12 protein-coding genes are annotated in these 17,535 nt (G+C 51.3%); 5 read left to right on the plus strand and 7 right to left on the minus strand.

Features of this window, described 5'->3' with window-relative positions; genetic code table 11:
• Nucleotides 1-9: 9 nt before the first annotated feature.
• On the plus strand, nucleotides 10-6,273 hold the full coding sequence (locus tag FPG75_RS01595) for an Ig-like domain-containing protein (RefSeq protein WP_143304745.1): 6,264 nt from the start codon (nucleotides 10-12) through the stop codon (nucleotides 6,271-6,273).
• Nucleotides 6,274-6,284: 11 nt separating this feature from the next.
• Nucleotides 6,285-7,205 carry a PorP/SprF family type IX secretion system membrane protein gene (locus FPG75_RS01600; protein WP_143304746.1) on the plus strand — a complete coding sequence of 307 codons (921 nt, stop codon included), beginning with the start codon at nucleotides 6,285-6,287 and terminating at the stop codon, nucleotides 7,203-7,205.
• A 179-nt stretch (nucleotides 7,206-7,384) separates the two neighbouring features.
• Here the strand turns inward: FPG75_RS01600 and FPG75_RS01605 are convergent, their stop codons facing one another.
• Both FPG75_RS01605 and FPG75_RS01610 read right to left on the minus strand, forming a co-directional pair.
• Entirely contained in the window at nucleotides 7,385-7,591 is a 207-nt protein-coding gene (locus tag FPG75_RS01605) for a hypothetical protein (protein ID WP_143304747.1), read from the minus strand.
• 79 nt (nucleotides 7,592-7,670) lie between these two features.
• Complete coding sequence (locus FPG75_RS01610; protein WP_143304748.1) at nucleotides 7,671-8,501, minus strand: CvfB family protein; 831 nt, start codon at nucleotides 8,499-8,501, stop codon at nucleotides 7,671-7,673.
• Nucleotides 8,502-8,602: 101 nt separating this feature from the next.
• On the opposite strand from FPG75_RS01610, the gene FPG75_RS01615 reads away from it, so the two are divergent.
• Nucleotides 8,603-9,439 (plus strand): sulfite exporter TauE/SafE family protein, encoded by an 837-nt coding sequence (locus FPG75_RS01615; protein WP_143304749.1) that lies wholly within the window; start codon nucleotides 8,603-8,605, stop codon nucleotides 9,437-9,439.
• Nucleotides 9,440-9,442: 3 nt separating this feature from the next.
• The gene (locus FPG75_RS01620) at nucleotides 9,443-9,838 is read left to right on the plus strand and encodes a DUF1634 domain-containing protein (RefSeq protein ID WP_236652694.1); all 396 of its coding nucleotides are present in this window, start codon (nucleotides 9,443-9,445) and stop codon (nucleotides 9,836-9,838) included.
• Nucleotides 9,839-9,867: 29 nt separating this feature from the next.
• Here FPG75_RS01620 and FPG75_RS01625 read toward each other — a convergent pair whose 3' ends face one another.
• Nucleotides 9,868-11,241 carry an alpha-L-fucosidase gene (locus FPG75_RS01625; protein WP_143304751.1) on the minus strand — a complete coding sequence of 458 codons (1,374 nt, stop codon included), beginning with the start codon at nucleotides 11,239-11,241 and terminating at the stop codon, nucleotides 9,868-9,870.
• Between the two features lie 380 nt (nucleotides 11,242-11,621).
• Here FPG75_RS01625 and FPG75_RS01630 point away from each other — a divergent pair, with 380 nt between their 5' ends.
• A complete protein-coding gene (locus FPG75_RS01630; protein ID WP_143304753.1) occupies nucleotides 11,622-13,145 on the plus strand; it encodes a sulfatase family protein in 1,524 nt (507 codons plus the stop codon).
• Nucleotides 13,146-13,217: 72 nt separating this feature from the next.
• Here the strand turns inward: FPG75_RS01630 and FPG75_RS01635 are convergent, their stop codons facing one another.
• The 4 genes from FPG75_RS01635 to FPG75_RS01650 form a co-directional block, all read right to left on the minus strand.
• The gene (locus FPG75_RS01635; protein ID WP_262712047.1) at nucleotides 13,218-14,744 is read right to left on the minus strand and encodes a malate:quinone oxidoreductase; all 1,527 of its coding nucleotides are present in this window, start codon (nucleotides 14,742-14,744) and stop codon (nucleotides 13,218-13,220) included.
• Nucleotides 14,745-14,868: 124 nt separating this feature from the next.
• Nucleotides 14,869-15,642: a heme ABC transporter ATP-binding protein gene (locus tag FPG75_RS01640; RefSeq protein WP_143304757.1), complete on the minus strand. Its 774-nt coding sequence runs from the start codon at nucleotides 15,640-15,642 to the stop codon at nucleotides 14,869-14,871.
• On the minus strand, nucleotides 15,642-16,670 hold the full coding sequence (locus FPG75_RS01645) for a FecCD family ABC transporter permease (RefSeq protein WP_143304758.1): 1,029 nt from the start codon (nucleotides 16,668-16,670) through the stop codon (nucleotides 15,642-15,644). Before FPG75_RS01645 ends, FPG75_RS01640 begins: the two co-directional genes overlap by 1 nt.
• Entirely contained in the window at nucleotides 16,660-17,526 is an 867-nt protein-coding gene (locus tag FPG75_RS01650; RefSeq protein ID WP_143304760.1) for a heme/hemin ABC transporter substrate-binding protein, read from the minus strand. Before FPG75_RS01650 ends, FPG75_RS01645 begins: the two co-directional genes overlap by 11 nt.
• Nucleotides 17,527-17,535: the final 9 nt, after the last annotated feature.

Consider the following 17,535-nt stretch of genomic DNA (forward strand, 5'->3'; position numbering starts at 1 on the left):
TATCCGACTATGCACCACCTTTACATGCCTCTCTTGAAAGGGAAGCGCGTGTGCAGCTTATTGCTGCTGCTAATGCTTTCCTGTATTGCTTTTCAGGGCTATGCTACAAGGGCTCCATTAACGGGGTCTTATGCTTTGATGGGTTTCGTCAACCAGCCCAGCGGAAGCGATCTTACTTTCCGGGTTACCTTTAGCGCACCGGTACAACATGTTAGCACCGCGGGTTGGCAACAGGCCGGCAGCGTACTGAATCTGCGCTACGACCAGATCACCGTAACGCCTGTTAGTCCGACGATTTATGACGTCACATTTACGCACGTCGTCAATTTTGATTACACTTATCCCTACCAGTTATTTTCCTTGTATATGCCGGCAGGCGGCGGCGGTATCACGGACATGTCCGGAAACCCTTTGTCGGCGGCTATCACAGGCGATTCCTATAATGTTGCGCAGCAGCCTTCCGTGGCGCCGGTACCTGTCATCACAGTAAACGGCGGCCTCACGATGGTGAATAAACCATTTGACATTACAGTTACGTTTGACCGCGCCACAAAGAATTTTGATGCGACAAAACTGTCTGTTACCGGCGGTACAGCTGTGTTTACCGGCAGTGGTAATACTTTTACCTGGCATATCACGCCCACACAGGCGAGCGTAGTGATGCAATTATTACCCGGCGCTGCACAGGATCTGGGCGGCGTAGGCAGCACCGCTTCACAACAGGTAACAGTGACCTATAGCACCGTACCGCCTACGGTGACCATCACACCTGCGACAGACAAGCCTGCGCAGCATTTCATCCCAACGCTTGCTTTCAGCGAGCAGGTATATAACCTGAGTAGCGCAGGGATTACCATTACCAATGGCACACTTAATAGTATTATTCAGGTAGATGCAAGTCATTACCAACTGGTGATTTCGCCGGCTGCTCCTGAGACCAGTGTAGGCGTTGCCGTTAGCGCCAATGCGGCGCAGGACGGATATGGCAATGGTAATGTGGCGGCCAGCGGCACTTTTACCTATGACGTGAAAGACCCTGTGGTAGTGAGCCTTACGCCTGTTACCACTTCGCCCACGAATGGCAGTTCCGGCAGCTATTCGCTTACTTTCAGTGAAGCGGTTACTACGCCATTGCCTGCGGATTTCTCTACCACGCTTACGGGCACACTGAATGCAGGTAACATTACGATCACAAAAGTTTCCAATATCAACTTTACGGTTACGGTGACCAATGTTAGCGGCGACGGGCAGCTGACCTTGGGTGTAACAAACAGCAGCAGTATAAAAGACCTGGCCGGAAACCCGCTGTCGGCCGGCTTTACCGCCGCTACCGGCATTACGTTCGACCATACGGCGCCAACGGTAACGGCTACACCGGCGAATGGGACTTTGTTCAATGCGCCCTTTACGGTGAGGTTTACTTTTTCCGAAGCGGTCAATGGCTTCGATGCATCGAAAATCACGTGGGGCAATGCAACGCCTGGCGTTTTAACCAAAGAGAATGATCACACCTGGTCGGTGCTGATCACACCGGCAGCTACCGGTCCTATAACGGGAACCATTGCAGCGGGCGGCTTTGCAGATGCCGCCGGCAATAGCAATGCGGCCGCTGTTGCCTTCAGCTGGCAGGCCGACCTCACGCTGCCAACGGTGGCGTTGTCGGCCGTAAACGGCGCCGCTGGCGTGCTTACGGTGAATGCTGTTTTCAGTAAGCCGGTGAGTAACTTCACCAGTAGCGGGGTTACTATTACAAATGGCACTTTGCAAAGCATTACGCCCATTGCCCCGCTGGATGGTACCAGCTATCAGTTGGTGATCACACCTGCTGCCATTCAAACAAATATCACTGTTGCCGTTAACAGTAATGCTGCGCAAGATGCTGCCGGTAACGGTAACATCGCTGCCAGCGCCACTTTTGCTTATGATGGCCGGCCGCTGATGGTGACGGGTTTCTCCCCGCTTACGGCCTCACCCACTAATGGTAGTAGCGGTACTTACCTGCTCACTTTCAATAAGCCAGCTACTACACCGGTAGCTACTGATTTTATTACCAATGTTACCGGCACCCTGGTTGCAGGTAGTATCACGGTTACGCCAGTGTCTAATGTCAGCTTCAATATCACTGTAACGAATGTTAGCGGCGACGGGCAACTGGCGTTGGCAGTGGCAGGTACTAACAGCATTAAGGATCTGTCTGGCAGCCCCTTGTCTAACGGTAGCACCAGCGGCAGTATCACCTTTGATCACACTCCGCCCACGGTAACGGCTACACCGGCGAATGGCGCCTGGTTCAATACGCCGTTTACCGTGAGGTTTACTTTCTCCGAAGCGCTGGGAGGGCTGGATGTTTCAAAGATCAGCTGGACTAATGCTAACGTAGGCGCCTATACGCAGGAGAGCGGCAGCGTATGGTCTGTACAGGTAACGCCGGTGTCTAATGGCGCTGTCACCGCTACCATAGCGGCAGGCGCATTCGGTGATCTGGCCAATAACAGCAATGCAATGCCAGCAATCTTTAGCTGGAACTATGATGCAACGCCGCCCACTGTGCAGCTGACGGCTGTTCCGGGCAATACGAGCCCTTACACGCTCACAATTACATTCTCCAAGCCGGTGACTGGCTTTGATAAAACAGGAATAGTAGTCAGCAATGGCAGCGTAACAGCATTGACATCATCCGGCGCAAACAGTTATACCGCCACCATCGCGGCGGCAGCGGAAGGCCCTGTATCTGCTTATGTAAAGGCCGGTGCGGCAGTTGATAATGCCGGTAATCCCAATATCGTATCAGCAACAACGGGATGGGCGAATGATCACTCGCAGGTAACGGCGGTGATCACCGGGCCGGTTACGGCCAACAGTCCGTTTACCGCTACGATCACCTTCAACAAGCCAGTGACATTTACCGATTTAAATAAGCTGACGATTACTAACGCCACGCTCTCCAATCTGATATTGAGATCAGGTACCAATAATGTGTACGATGTAACTGTGAATCCTTCCATTACAGGTTTTCCCGTAATGCTGATGTTATCACAGGGAGTAGTGACTGATGCGCTGGGCAACCCGAATGCTCCTTCCAATACACTGATGGTACAGTATTTCAAAGGGAATGGTACTGTTACGTTGACAGGAAGCGCTACTGGTATCATCAACCATCCTTTTACGCTGTATTTACAGGCATCTGCGCCTATCGCAAACCCTTATTCAGCACTGATTTTAGCGACGAATGCCACCATTACAAATTTCAAGAAAGATCTTGCCAATCCCGATCCGGGCGCTTATACTGCTTTGGTAACACCGGCAGCCGACGGCCTGGTCAGCATCTCCGTACCGGCATCTGCTTTCCAAGACCCGGCAGGTAATTATTTCGGTGCATCTAATGTGTTGCAGCTGACCTATGATGCCACACCACCTATGGTGAGCCTTGCTACGCCATCGCTGCGGGTGAATGCGCCTTTCGCTGTCACCTTTGCATGGAATGAGGCCGTGAACGGATTTACAGCTGCGAGTCCCACAGTAAGCAACGGCGTGTTGTCTGGTTTATCTAACACCGGTAATAGCTATAGCGCCATTATTTCACCGGTAACAGATGGCCCTGTAACCATATCGGTGCCTGCGAATAAAGTAACAGACCTTGCGGGCAATGGCAATACTGCTTCGGCCGTATTAACAGTGGTTTATGATCACACTCCTCCTGTGATTGTTGCGCCGGTAAGTTTCATCCTGTTAGAGAAAAGCCCGGCAAGCACGCCGGTAGGCACATTGACGGCCACCGATGCTTCTAATATCATTCAAAATTGGGTCATCAATACCAATACAGATCAGAATAATAACGGCATAGCGGATTTCGCCATCGACGCTAGCACAGGCACAATTACGATCAATGATCCTGCATTAGCGGCGGGCACTTTACAGATATACGTGACCGTTAGTGACGGCTTGAATACTTGTTTACCTCAGCAGGTAACGATCACACTGTTGCCGAGAAATCATCCGCCAACGGATATTTCATTAGATAATGATACTATTCCGGAAGGCAAGCCTGCAGGTACTTTGGTGGGTAACTTGTCTGCCACTGATCCTGATGCCGGCGATACCTTTACTTATACTTTTGCCGGCGGCGCAGATGATGCGCAATTCAAAATTGTTGGTAAACAGTTGCAGGCTGCCGCTGTTTTTGACTATACTGTTAAGAATCAGTATCAGATTCGTATACGCGTAACCGATAATGGTGGCTTGTGGTATGAGAAGCCCTTCATCATTAACGTGCTGCATGTCAATCATCCGCCAACGGATATTTCATTAGATAATGATACTATCCCGGAAGGCAAGCCCGCAGGCACTTTGGTAGGTAATCTTTCTGCTGCTGATCCTGATGCAGGCGATACCTTTACTTATACTTTCGCCGGCGGTGCAGATGATGCGCAATTCAAAATTGTTGGTAAACAGTTGCAGGCTGCCGCTGTTTTTGACTATACTGTTAAGAATCAGTATCAGATTCGTATACGCGTGACCGATAACGGTGGCTTGTGGTATGAGAAGCCCTTCACCATTAACGTGTTGCATGTTAATCATCCGCCAACGAATATTTCATTAGATAATGATACTATCCCGGAAGGCAAGTCCGCAGGCACTTTGGTGGGTAACTTGTCTGCCACTGATCCTGATGCAGGCGATACCTTTACTTATACTTTCGCCGGCGGTGCAGATGATGCGCAATTCAAAATTGTTGGTAAGCAGTTGCAGTCTGCTGCTGTTTTTGACTATACTGTTAAGAACCAGTACCAGGTTCGTATACGCGTGACCGATAATGGTGGCTTGTGGTATGAGAAGCCCTTCACCATTAACGTGCTGCATGTCAATCATCGGCCAACGGATATTTCATTAGATAATGATACTATCCCGGAAGGCAAGCCCGCAGGCACTTTGGTGGGTAACTTGTCTGCCACTGATCCTGATGCAGGCGATACCTTTACTTATACTTTCGCCGGCGGCGCAGATGATGCGCAATTCAAAATTGTTGGTAAACAGTTGCAGTCTGCCGCTGTTTTTGACTATACTGTTAAGAACCAGTACCAGATTCGTATACGCGTGACCGATAACGGTGGATTGTTCTACGAAAAGAATTTTGCAGTGAATATCAAATCCACCAACGTTGCACCTACAGCCATTTCACTGGATAATACTACTATCCTGGAGAACAGGCCCGCAGGCGCCCTGGTAGGCCATCTCTCCGCTACTGATCCTGATGCCGGAGAAACATTCACTTACACCTTCGCAGGTGGCGCTGATGATGCGCAGTTCAAGATCGTAGGTAATCAGCTACAATCAGCCGCCGTATTTGATTACGAAACGAAGCCACAATATCGTATACGCGTTCGCGTTACCGACCACGGTGGCCTGTGGTTTGAGCAGGATTTTACTATTAACGTGATTGATGTAAATGAACCGCCTACCATCAACCCCATCAAAGATCAGACGATCTGCGACGGGCCACAAACCTTTATCATCGTGGCAGACGGCCTCAGCGCCGGTCCCGAAAAAACGCAGCACTATGCTTTGTCGGTAAGCGCCAATCAGCCCTGGTTCGATGCGCTGGCGGTGAAAGATAACAAAGACGGCACCGCCGTGATCAGCTACAAGCTGAAACCCCATACCCGTGGCAGCGTACAGCTGACGCTCACGATCCAGGATGACGGCGGCACGGCCAATGGCGGCATCGACAAAGCCGCATCCAGTTTCATACTTACCATCAACGAAACGCCTGTCGTGACGGTAAGCAGTGATCTGGGATTGAACATCTCCCGTGGCGATATTGCACACCTCACCGCTACCGGCGGCTCCATCTACGAATGGACGAATACACCAGGTATCATTGGTAACCGCTTTAACAATGTGGTGGCGGTAAGACCCGCTGCCAACGCCACTTACCTGGTAACCGTTACCAACGATGTGGGTTGCAGTGTTACCACGGATATCTCGCTCGTGGTGACGGAAGATTTCAAGGTAGATGCCACCAATTTACTCACCCCTAATGGGGATGGTAAAAACGATCGCTGGGTGATCCGTAACATCGACAGCTATCCCGACAATGAAGTGAAGATCTTCGACCGCGCAGGCAGAATGGTATACACAAAACGCAACTATGCCAACGAGTTTGACGGCCGCATAAACGGCCACCTGCTGGCAGAAGGCACGTATTACTATCTGCTCGATATCGGCCAGGGCAAGAAATTGTACAAAGGGTTTATCACGATCATTCACGAATAATACACCAACAGATGTTTACTATAACTCACATAAAAAGAGGGATCGCACTGTTGATGATCCTGTTTGCCACCGGGCCAGTGATGGCGCAGAATTGGTCGAAAAGTGCAGCGCCCTTGCAACCGCTTACCAGTCAGTATTTCCAGAATCAGTATATCAGCAACCCTGCAATGGCAGGCATAGATACGGGTTTGCATGTAAACGTGGCCTATCGCCGCGGCTGGACCGATATGCCCGGCGCTCCCATCACACAGTCCGCCACCGCGGATTATTATGTGGGCCAGCGCGTAGGGGCAGGCCTCAACGTTTTCAATGATAAGGCCGGCCTGATCAATCGCACCAAGGTAGCCGTTACCTATGCCTATCATCTGCCGCTCAATACCAGCGGCGATAGTCGCCTGCATTTCGGCTTATCTTTAGGTATCAACAGCGAGCGGCTGGATCGCACCGCCATCAACGGCGACGGCAGCGATCCTGCTATCGGCGCTTTCAACCGCCGCGACAACTATTTCGAAGGCGACTACGGTATGGCCTATACGAATAAGCACCTGACCATACAGGGCGCCATTCCTAACGTCATGAACCTTTTTCGTCCCGATGGGGAAAAAACGATTGATGGCTCCACTTTTTATGCGGCGGCATCCTACCGTTTCTTCCTCAATGACGTGATCCACCACATCGAGCCTAAAGTATGCTTCAGGGGGGTTCGCGGTTATGATAACCTGGTAGATATCGGGGCCAACATAGTATTATTACAGGAATACCTGAACGTATCAGCGATCTATCACAGCAGCCGGAACTTTACACTGGGCGTGGGTTTCAACTACCGCTCCGTGATCGGCCTGCATGCCTTGTATACCACGCAAACCGGCGGATTACAAAATTATTCCAATGGCAGTTTTGAGTTGGGATTATCATTGCATGTTTTCAAATAACACGTTGTTTGGCTCAGGATTATAAGGATTGAAAGGATTACCAGGATTTTTGAATTTATGGATTTACGGATTTACGGATTTAATTGAAGCGGAGATGACAACATTGTTCATCTCCGCTTCAATTAAATCCGTAAATCCGTAAATCCGTAAATCCATAAATTCAAAAATCCTGGTAATCCTTATAATCCTGAGCCAGACAAACTTCGCGCCCATTCGTGGATACACGAGAAGAGAAAATAAACGGAAGAAAGGATCATGAGCCCCAGGCCTGCGAAGCCCAGTTCGAAGAATGTTTTGATCCCGATGATGCCGGTTTCGCTGGCCGCAAAAGCGGCGAGGGCCACGAAAATGCCTGTGGCAGCGGCAATGAGGGCTAGTTTTTTCATAGTTAAATATGGTTAGGATAGTATCTAACCAAAGATAACATTTATGTGTTACAAATGCAATGGGGGGAGAAAAACAGCTCTATTCTTCCACTGCCTTGATTCCTGTTTGTGTGAAAATGATCTTGCGTTGCTTGTACAGTGCGCCGGTGGTCATTTTGAAAGTCTTCTTGCTCATCCCGAAAAACTCCTGTATCTCTTCCGGGCTGGATTTGTCGTGATAGGGGAGATAGCCGTTGTGTTCCTGAAGGAGGCGGAGTATCTTGTCTGATTCGTCTTCCACGCGCTTGTAGCCGGATTGTCCGGGCGCTACGTCTATTTTGTCGCCTTTGATCTGTTTGATGAAGCCTTTGATCTTGTCGCCGATATCCACTGGCCGGAAGATATCGCTGTGGTGCAGGATGCCGGTGTGCTGGTTGTTGATGATCACGACGTAACCGATATCCGTGCGGCGGTAGATGATCAGGTCTACGGCGTCTTTTTCCTGTACGGTGAGGTTTTCGTTGCTGAGGTATTGATCTATCTTTTCGGTGGCGGCGAGGCGGCCGGTCAGTTCATCGATATAGATCTTTACGAGGTATTCCTGTCCGGGCACCATGCGGCTCAGTTGCTGCGATTGTGGCACGAACAGGTCTTTCATGAGGCCCCAGTCGAGAAAGGCGCCCTGGTGCGTGCTGCTCACGGCTTTGAGGGTTACAATATCCCCCGCAACGCCTTTGGGCTGCTGGGTGGTGGCGATCAGGCGGTTTTCGGAATCGTGGTACAGGAACACCTTCAGCTCGTCGCCTACTTTGGCGCCTTTGGGCACAAACCGCAATGGTAGCAGTATTTCCTGGTCTACCCCTTCGAGATATACCCCGAAATCCGCTTCTTTTTTAACCCTTAACAGGTTGTATTCACCTACCTTGATCATAAAAATCTATTCATTATCAAGCCGCAAGTTACTTACTTTTGATGTTGTTAACGGTGATCATTGTAAAACTGGCAACAAAATCTTAAACCACACCATTTCTTATGACGATTTTATTATTCACCCTGGTCCTGTTGTGCGGCGCCTTCCTGGCGGGTATGCTGGGATCGCTGACAGGCCTCGGGGGCGGTGTTGTGATCATTCCGCTATTAACCCTTGTATTCCATGTAGACATCCGTTATGCGATCGGAACGGCGCTGATAGCGTCTATCGCTACCTCTTCCGGCTCGGCCTCCGCCTATGTAAAGGAAGGTATTACCAATATCCGGCTGGGCATGTTCCTGGAAATAGCCACCACTATGGGCGCTGTCATTGGCGCGGTGATAGCGGTATACATGCCTACCAATGTGGTCGCCATTATCTTCGGTTGCGTGCTGATCTTCTCTTCCCTGATGTCTTTCCGCAAAAAAAAGGAAAATGCCAGCGATGAAGACGTGAGCCGCCTGGCGCGGCAGCTGCGGCTCAATGGCAGCTACCCCGACAGCGGGCAACAGGTATCCTACAAGGTGCGTCATGTGCCGGGCGGTTATTTCATGATGATGTTTGCCGGCGTAATGTCCGGCCTGCTGGGCATCGGCAGCGGCGCCTTGAAAGTAATGGCGATGGATAATATCATGCGTATCCCTTTCAAAGTATCGACTACCACCAGTAATTTCATGATCGGGGTAACGGCGGCGGCCAGTGCGGTGGTGTACCTGCAACGCGGGTATATCTCTCCCGGCCTCTGTTTGCCGGTAGTATTGGGCGTGCTGGCAGGCGCTTTCGGCGGCTCCAGGATACTGGTAAAAGCCAATGTGAAAGCACTGCGTGTAGTCTTTAGCGTAGTGATCTCGGTACTGGCATTGCAAATGATCTACCATGGTTACACCGGAAAACTCTAAATGATGAAACTCTTCTCCAAACATTTCTGGGCAGATAAAGATATACAGCTCCTCATCGGCAAGCAGCTGCGTGCAGGCGTGATCATTTCCAGCACATTGGTATTCATCGGCGGCATTATCTACCTTTACCGTCATGGCAACGAATTGCCCTCCTATCACGAGTTTACCGGCGTCCGCGCCGGCCTCGATAATCTCTCCGGCATCCTCCATGGTATCCGCGGTATCCACGGGATGGAGATCATCCAGCTGGGGGTGGTGTGCCTGATCGCCACACCCATTCTTCGTGTAGCCCTCTCCGTTATTGCCTTCCTTTTAGAAAAAGACTACCTGTACGTAGTGATAACGCTGATTGTACTAGGCGTAATCACTTTCAGCATGCTGGGCGGCCTTGGCGGATGATTTGATATAGAGACTCTTACGCAGAAAAATTAAAGGGCGCCTGTTGTTTCCACTTTGATCACGGTGGCGATGTTATCCGGCGCTTTCGCCGGAACGCTGATCACGAGGGCATCGCCGCTGGTGCTGGTCGTGAGTTTATTGCCGTTTGCCAGGAGAGAAACGGCGGTCACTTTATTTTTGATGCCGGGTACGGTGAGTTTGCCGTCGGCAGGCCAGTTGAATACATGGAGATAGAGAGTGGTATTGCTGCCATTGCGTTTCTGTGTGCAACGGCCCCAATCCAGCGCGGGGAGCGGACTTCCCTGCGTAGCGTATATCGATTCTCCGTTTACCTTCATCCATTTACCGATGCCTTTAAGCCCGTCGATGCTGCCCTGCGGGAATTCGCCTTCTGCGGTAGGGCCTACATTTAGCAGGTAGTTGCCATTTTTAGAGGCGATGTCAATAAGATTACGTATAAGCGTTTCCGTGCTTTTCCACTTGTTATCGTAGCTTTTGTAGCCCCAGGTGCCGTTCATGGTCATGCAGGTTTCCCAGTCGCGGCCATCCAGTTCTGATTGCCCCGGTATTTTTTGTTCCGGTGTTTTATAATCGCCGGGGAAATTGGGACGTTTGAGGCGATCGTTGGTAATGATATTGGGTTGCAGCGATAATACATCCTGTAACTTTTTAGCGTATTCGTCGGTCATGTTGGTGGGCGTATCCCACCAGAGCACGGCTACATCGCCGTAGTTGGTGAGGAGTTCCTTCACTTGTGGTACGGCTACTTTATCGATGTATTCACCCATGGTGGCGGTGGTTTGTGCAGGATCCCAGTGGCCGCTGTGCGCCATGGTATAGGCATCGATGGCGGTGGAGTCGGGGTTGGCCCATCCTTCGCTGGCCACTTTACGGGCGGCGGCGCCGCCGGGGTTGTTCCAGTCTTGCGCCTGTGAATAATAGAAGCCGAGACGGATACCATATTTCTTGCAGGCTGCGGCCAGTGGCTGTAATACATCTTTGCCATACGGTGTGGCGTCTACGATGTTCCACTTGCTGGCGGCGGATTTGAACATGGCGAAGCCATCGTGATGTTTGGCGGTGATCACGATGTATTTCATGCCGGCGTCTTTGGCGGTCTTCACCCATGCTTCGGCATCATATTTCACCGGGTTGAATTGTTTTGCATATTGCTGGTATTCTGCTACGGGTATCTTTGCGCGGTTCATGATCCATTCGCCGCCGCGGCCTACCTGGTGGCCTTTGTAGCTGCCGGCGAGTACGGCATAGTCGCCCCAGTGTATGAACATGCCGAAGCGCGCTTCACGCCACCATTTCATATGTTCATCATGAGCGGTTGTTTGTGCATAGGCGCTATACGCGAACAGGACGATTGCGGATAGCAGGCAGGTCAGTTTTTTCATAATGGAATTTATTTGCTATAATTTATGCAATCGTTTGCATATTATTTTCAAAAAAGAAGCGCAGAGCGCTTTCATTGTTGCTGATAAGATATTGATAATTAGTTTTTTAGTAGAAATGCGTTTTACGCGAACGATTGCTCTACTAAGCTCATAAATTTATGGAAGATAAACTAATTCGATTTTGCTATTTCGTTGTGTTTTTTTCGCATAAAGAGAGATGGAGATATAGCGCCCGCCGGGGCGCATATGACAACAATTATTCTACCAATATGTTGCCCCTACGGGGCAAAGAATGTTTAGCGCATGATGTATATGGTACGGGCGGCACATTCGTAGATTTATTGATTATCTTAGTCCCGCTATCTAACAATATCATTATTATGGTGAACAAGAAAATATGCCTGGCATTGCTGGCGCTATGGGGCGTATCCGCAACAGGCACAGCGCAGCAGCGCCCTGCTGCCAGCAAGCCTAACATCGTTTTTATCTATGCGGATGACCTGGGGTATGGAGATATCAGCTGCAATGGCGCTACCAAAGTACATACACCGAATATTGACCGTCTTGCCGCACAGGGAATGCGTTTCACCAATGGTCATGCTTCTTCTGCTACGTGTACCCCTTCCCGTTATTCTGTGCTCACCGGGCAATATGCCTGGCGGAAAAAAGGCACTGGCATCGCACCGGGCAACGCTTCACTGATCATTGATACTGCTATCACTACCTTGCCGAAAATGTTGCAGCGCGTGGGCTATGTTACCGGCGCCGTGGGTAAATGGCACCTCGGTATCGGCGGCAATGGCGGCCCCGACTGGAATGCAGACCTGAAGCCCGGTCCCCTCGAAATAGGCTTCAACTATTGTTATATCATGCCGGCAACGGCCGACCGTGTCCCCTGCGTGTATGTGGAAAACCATCGCGTAGCCAACCTCGATCCTGCCGATCCGATCAAAGTGAGCTATACCACGCCCATCGGCAATGAGCCTACCGGTAAACAACATCCCGAACTGCTGGTGATGAAATCATCGCATGGGCATGATCAAACCATTGTGAACGGCATCGGCCGCATTGGCTATATGCAGGGCGGCAAAGCCGCTTTATGGAAAGATGACCTGATTGCGGCCACACTAACGGAAAAGGCTACACGCTTTATCGCCGAAAATAAAAATCATCCTTTCTTCCTTTATTTCGCTACACATGATATACATGTGCCCCGTGTACCGGGCAAGGATTTCGCCGGAAAGAGCGGCCTTGGGCCCCGCGGCGACGCCATCCTGCAGCTCGACTGGACCGTGGGTGAAGTAATGCGCACGCTCGACAGCCTCCATCTCACTGATAATACCCTCATCGTTTTCAGCAGCGACAATGGCCCCGTAGTAGATGATGGCTACCAGGACCAGGCGGTGGAACTGCTCAATGGCCACACGCCTGCCGGCCCGCTACGCGGCGGCAAATACAGCAATTTTGATGCAGGCACCCGCATACCATTGATCGTGCGCTGGCCCGGTCATACGTGCAAAGGCGTATCCGGCGCCCTCGTCAGCCAGCTCGATCTTTTCGCTTCTTTCGCCGCCATCACCGGACAAAGGCTTGCGAAAAACGAAGGGCCCGACAGCTTCAATATGCTGCCGGCTTTCCTCGGGAAAGACAACAAAGGCCGCGAAACGCTTGTGGAACATGCCTATGCACTCGGCATCATCAAAGGCAACTGGAAATATATTGAACCTAACAATGGTCCGCGTATAGACGGTAACGTGAATATTGAATTGGGAAATGATCCTGCCCCACAATTATATGACCTGAGCAAGGATATTGGAGAACATCATAACGTGGCCGCACAGCATCCCGACATCGTGAAGGAACTGGCCGCAGCATTACAGGCCATCAAACATTTAGTTATTTGATTATTTGGATATTTTGATATGTAGTTTCCAGAAAGATGTTCCTGGAAACTACATATCAAAATATCCAAATAATCAAATAACTAAATGTTTTTGTTGCAGTTCGAGCACTTCATTGGTCCATTGACGGAGCTCATCGCAGAGTGCGGGATTGTTGAGCAGCGACTGACCATAAGAAGGGATCATTTTCTTCAGCTTGATCTGCCATGCTTCTGTTTCGATCTCTTCTTTGAAGCAGCGTTTCAGGAGGTTAAGCATGATAGACACTGCGGTGGAAGCGCCAGGGGAAGCGCCGAGCAGTGCGGCGATAGAGCCATCGGCAGCGCTGACCACTTCGGTACCAAATTCAAGGATGCCGCCATGTTCAGGATCTTTTTTGATCACCTGTACGCGCTGACCGGCAATTTCAAGTTCCCAGTCTTCCATTTTAGCTTCAGGGAAATATTCACGCAGCGCATCGAGCCTGTCTTCCGGCTTCTGGCGCACCTGTGCAATGAGGTATTTGGTGAGCGGAATATTATCAAGGCCGGCAGATACCATCGGGTGGATGTTATTGGCTTTGATAGACAAGGGCAGATCGAAGATGGAGCCGTTCTTCAGGAATTTGGTGGAGAAGCCGGCGTAAGGCCCGAAGAGCAATGCTTTCTGACCGTCGATCATGCGGGTATCGAGGTGAGGCACTGACATAGGAGGCGCGCCCACAGAGGCTTTGCCGTATACCTTCGCCTGGTGCCGTTCGATGATTTCGGGGTTGGTGCAACGCAGCCACTGGCCGCTCACCGGGAAACCGCCGAAACCTTTTCCTTCCGGAATATCTGATTTCTCGAGCAGGGGCAGGGAGCCGCCGCCAGCGCCGATGAATACAAATTGCGTTTTAACGGTATTTTTCTCGCGGGTATCGCGGTTCTTTACTTTGATGATCCAGCTGCCGTCGTCTGCTTTTTTGAGGTCGCGCACATCATGATTGAAGTACATGTTCACGCCTTCCAGGCTTTCCAGGTGGCGGAAGAGCGCGCGGCTCAGGGCGCCGAAGTTAACGTCTGTGCCCATGTTCATGTAGGTAGCGGCCACTTTCTGTTCAGGGTCGCGGCCTTCCATCACTAATGGCATCCAGGCTTTCAGCTGCTGTTTATCTTCGGAATACGTCATGGATTTGAAAAGATGGCACTGTTGCAGCGCTTTATATCTTTTCTTCAGGTAGTCCACATTCTCTTCTCCCCAAACAAAACTCATATGGGGAATGCTCTGTATAAATTCCTGTGGAGAGGAGATGATATTGTTTTCTACCAGGTAAGCCCAGAACTGGCGGGATACTTCAAACTGTTCAGCGATGTTCACTGCCTTCTTGATATCCACAGAGCCATCGGGCTTTTGCGGTGTATAGTTCAATTCACAGAAAGCGGAGTGGCCTGTACCGGCATTGTTCCATGCATCGGAGCTTTCGGCTGCCGCAACATCCAGTCTTTCATATATTGAAATTGTTAACTCAGGTTGCAGCTCTTTCAGCAGCATTCCCAGCGTGGCGCTCATGATGCCGGCCCCGATTAAAACAACATCCGGCCCTGTTTCAGACGTACTCTTGCTTCTAAACATAACCCCTATTTTATTCGAGGTGCAAAGTTACAATCAAAACAAATAAGCATGGGGAGAAAAATCAGACTTTTGCATCAAAATAACAATCTGATTACAATTCTTTCTGAATAAATTGAAAGTTGTGTAAGATGTATTAGAAAAAAAGAAGATACCTGTCGCCTTCCTGGTATATCACGGGCTCCAGTTGATAGGCGCTACGTATGTTCGCTGCCGTTAGTACCGTCTCCCGCGGGCCGCTGCTGATCAGCTTTCCATGATGCAGCAGCAGAAGGTTGTCGGCAAAGCGCGCTGCGATGTTCAGATCATGTACTACCCCTACGATCACGAGGTCTTTCTGTTGCAGGAGTTGTTTCAGCTGTTGCATGAACTGGAACTGGTAATGCACATCGAGATAGGTGAGGGGCTCGTCCAGCAACAAGTAACGGCAGCCGCCCGCCACCGGCTCCCATATCTGCGCCATGATGCGCGCAAAATGTACCCTTTGTTTTTCTCCGCCTGAAAGGCTCATGTAGTCGCGGTTTTCCAGCGCCTGCAAGTCGAACAGCTCCATGGCCTCCTCGCAGCAGGCCAGGTCTTTCGGCCTCGCCGTACCCGCCATATGTGGGTATCTTCCCATCATCACCACTTCTCTAACGGTTAAAGGGAAAGACAATTCCATGTGCTGTGAAAGAGCGCCGCGTATCTGCGCCAATGATTGATAAGAAAACGTTTGCAGGTCTTTGTCTGCATAATATACTTCCCCGCTATGAGGCTTTAATTGTCCGGCCGCAATTTTCAGCAGGGTCGACTTCCCCGCGCCATTAGGCCCGATCACCAGGTGCAGCTGCCCCGGCGCAAAAGTGGTATTGACATCCTGCAACAGGGTATGGTGGCCCGCCCGATAGGTGATATTGGAAAGACGTAACATCAGAAATAATAGTTTTTCTTTCTGAGCAGTAAGATAAATACCGGTACGCCGGCGATGCTGGTAACGATACCGATGGGCAGCTCTGCGGGCCGCAGCAGCAGGCGGGCGGCGATATCGGCCAAACTGAGCAGGATGGCGCCCGCCAGCGCGCCGGCGATGAGGAGGTAGCGGTTATCGGCACCTTTCCAGATGCGCAGGAAATGCGGTACCACCAGTCCTACAAAGCTGATCACGCCGGTGAAGGCCGTGACGACCGCGATCATGATCACATTGATCACCAATATCTCCCTTTTGAGCCGCTGCACGGAAACGCCCGCCAGCAGCGCTTCTTCTTCTCCCAGTATCAAGAGGTTGAGGGGCCGTGCCTGTGCGAGCGCCCGCCAGAAGCACAGCGCCAGCACAATGCTGGTGATGATCACTGCATGCCAGTTAGCGCCCGACAAAGTACCGAGGTTCCAGAAGGTGATGGAGCGCGCCTGCGGATCACGGGCGATGTAAGATAAAAAGCCGGTGCCACTAAGAAACAGCGCATTGATGGCGATGCCCATCAGCAGCAGGGTAACGATGGCCGTTTTGCCGGCCTGCTTTTTCTCCGCCAATCCCAGTACGAGGAAAGTGGCCAGCAGCGCGCCGCTGCAGGCCGCGAGCGGCAAGGTCCACTCGCCGGCATGATAGTGGAAAGTGGCGCCTAATACAAAATAGAGGGCGGCGCCGAAGGCCGCGCCGCTGGAAGTGCCTATCAGTCCGGGTTCTACGATAGGGTTGCGGAAGAGGGCCTGCATCAGTACGCCGCCTACGGCCAGCGCTGCGCCGGCGAGCAGGCAGAAGAGCGTGCGCGGCAAGCGTATCTGCAGGAAGATGCGCTCCTGTAAAGAAAGATCGCCGTTGCCCGTGAGCGCCTTGCGGCCGGCGCTGAAGATATCGCCGGCGCTGATGTCCACTGCACCAAAACTGGCAGACAACAACACCGTGATACACAGCATTACTAACAGTAACGGATATACGCCATTATATTGTTTATTTACCATGAATCAGTTTTTGCAATGCCAGCACGTTGGCGCCGGTACGCGGTCCCAGGTACACCATGTCATGTTCTTCTACGCGATAGATACGTTGGTTGCGCGCCGCCTTGGTGCCTGCCACGCCGGGCAGTTCACTGATGGCCTGTATAGAGCCGAGACGGTCGTAGCCGAAGTCGGTGAGCAATATCACATCAGGATCGGCCTTGGCGATCATTTCGGCAGAGAGCTGTTGCATGCCCCTGTCGCCACCGACAGGAATCACACCGCCGGCCCATTGCACCAACCTGGATGCAATGCTTTTTTGTGTGATGGCCAGGTAGATGTTCATGGCGCGGCCGAAGTGAATGATCACTACCTTGGGCGTATCCGTATAGGCTTTGGCGTTAGTGAGCGCCGTGCTCATTTCTTTGTCCAGGATGTTACAGAGGCTATCGGCCTGTGAGGACCGCTTGAAATAAGCGCCCAGCTGGCGTATCATGGCTTTATCCTGCTCGATGGTGTATACGCTGTCGGCAAAGGTTTGCATGGGGATCTTCAGCGCTTCCAGCTGCCGCATCACCTGTTCGGGTCCGATATTGTTATCGTGTATCACCAGCGTAGGCCGCTGCGCGATGATACCTTCGGCACTGAGCGCGCGATGGTAGCCCACAGTAGGCAGCTGCCTGATCGCCGGCGGATAGGTGCTGGAAAGGTCTACGGCTACAAGGTTCTTTTCGGCGCCGAGCGCAAAGATCACTTCATTGTATTGTTTGGACAGGCATACAATGCGGGTACTGTCTGCATGATCGCTGTGGTTGCCAAAGCGGCCGCATGCAGTGAGCATTGCGGCCGTGGCTAACAGTATAGTATATACGTTTTTCATGGATGGGTT

It is taken from the genome of Chitinophaga vietnamensis (genome assembly GCF_902167635.1).
GTDB lineage: Bacteria > Bacteroidota > Bacteroidia > Chitinophagales > Chitinophagaceae > Chitinophaga > Chitinophaga vietnamensis.

Bases quoted from the DNA above. Each gene is read 5' to 3' on its own strand.
- FPG75_RS01595 (WP_143304745.1), top strand. From the start codon at position 10: ATGCACCACCTTTACATGCCTCTCTTGAAAGGGAAGCGCGTGTGCAGC.
- FPG75_RS01600 (WP_143304746.1), top strand. From the start codon at position 6,285: ATGTTTACTATAACTCACATAAAAAGAGGGATCGCACTGTTGATGATC.
- FPG75_RS01605 (WP_143304747.1), bottom strand. From the start codon at position 7,591: ATGAAAAAACTAGCCCTCATTGCCGCTGCCACAGGCATTTTCGTGGCC.
- FPG75_RS01610 (WP_143304748.1), bottom strand. From the start codon at position 8,501: ATGATCAAGGTAGGTGAATACAACCTGTTAAGGGTTAAAAAAGAAGCG.
- FPG75_RS01615 (WP_143304749.1), top strand. From the start codon at position 8,603: ATGACGATTTTATTATTCACCCTGGTCCTGTTGTGCGGCGCCTTCCTG.
- FPG75_RS01620 (WP_236652694.1), top strand. From the start codon at position 9,443: ATGAAACTCTTCTCCAAACATTTCTGGGCAGATAAAGATATACAGCTC.
- FPG75_RS01625 (WP_143304751.1), bottom strand. From the start codon at position 11,241: ATGAAAAAACTGACCTGCCTGCTATCCGCAATCGTCCTGTTCGCGTAT.
- FPG75_RS01630 (WP_143304753.1), top strand. From the start codon at position 11,622: ATGGTGAACAAGAAAATATGCCTGGCATTGCTGGCGCTATGGGGCGTA.
- FPG75_RS01640 (WP_143304757.1), bottom strand. From the start codon at position 15,642: ATGTTACGTCTTTCCAATATCACCTATCGGGCGGGCCACCATACCCTG.
- FPG75_RS01645 (WP_143304758.1), bottom strand. From the start codon at position 16,670: ATGGTAAATAAACAATATAATGGCGTATATCCGTTACTGTTAGTAATG.
- FPG75_RS01650 (WP_143304760.1), bottom strand. From the start codon at position 17,526: ATGAAAAACGTATATACTATACTGTTAGCCACGGCCGCAATGCTCACT.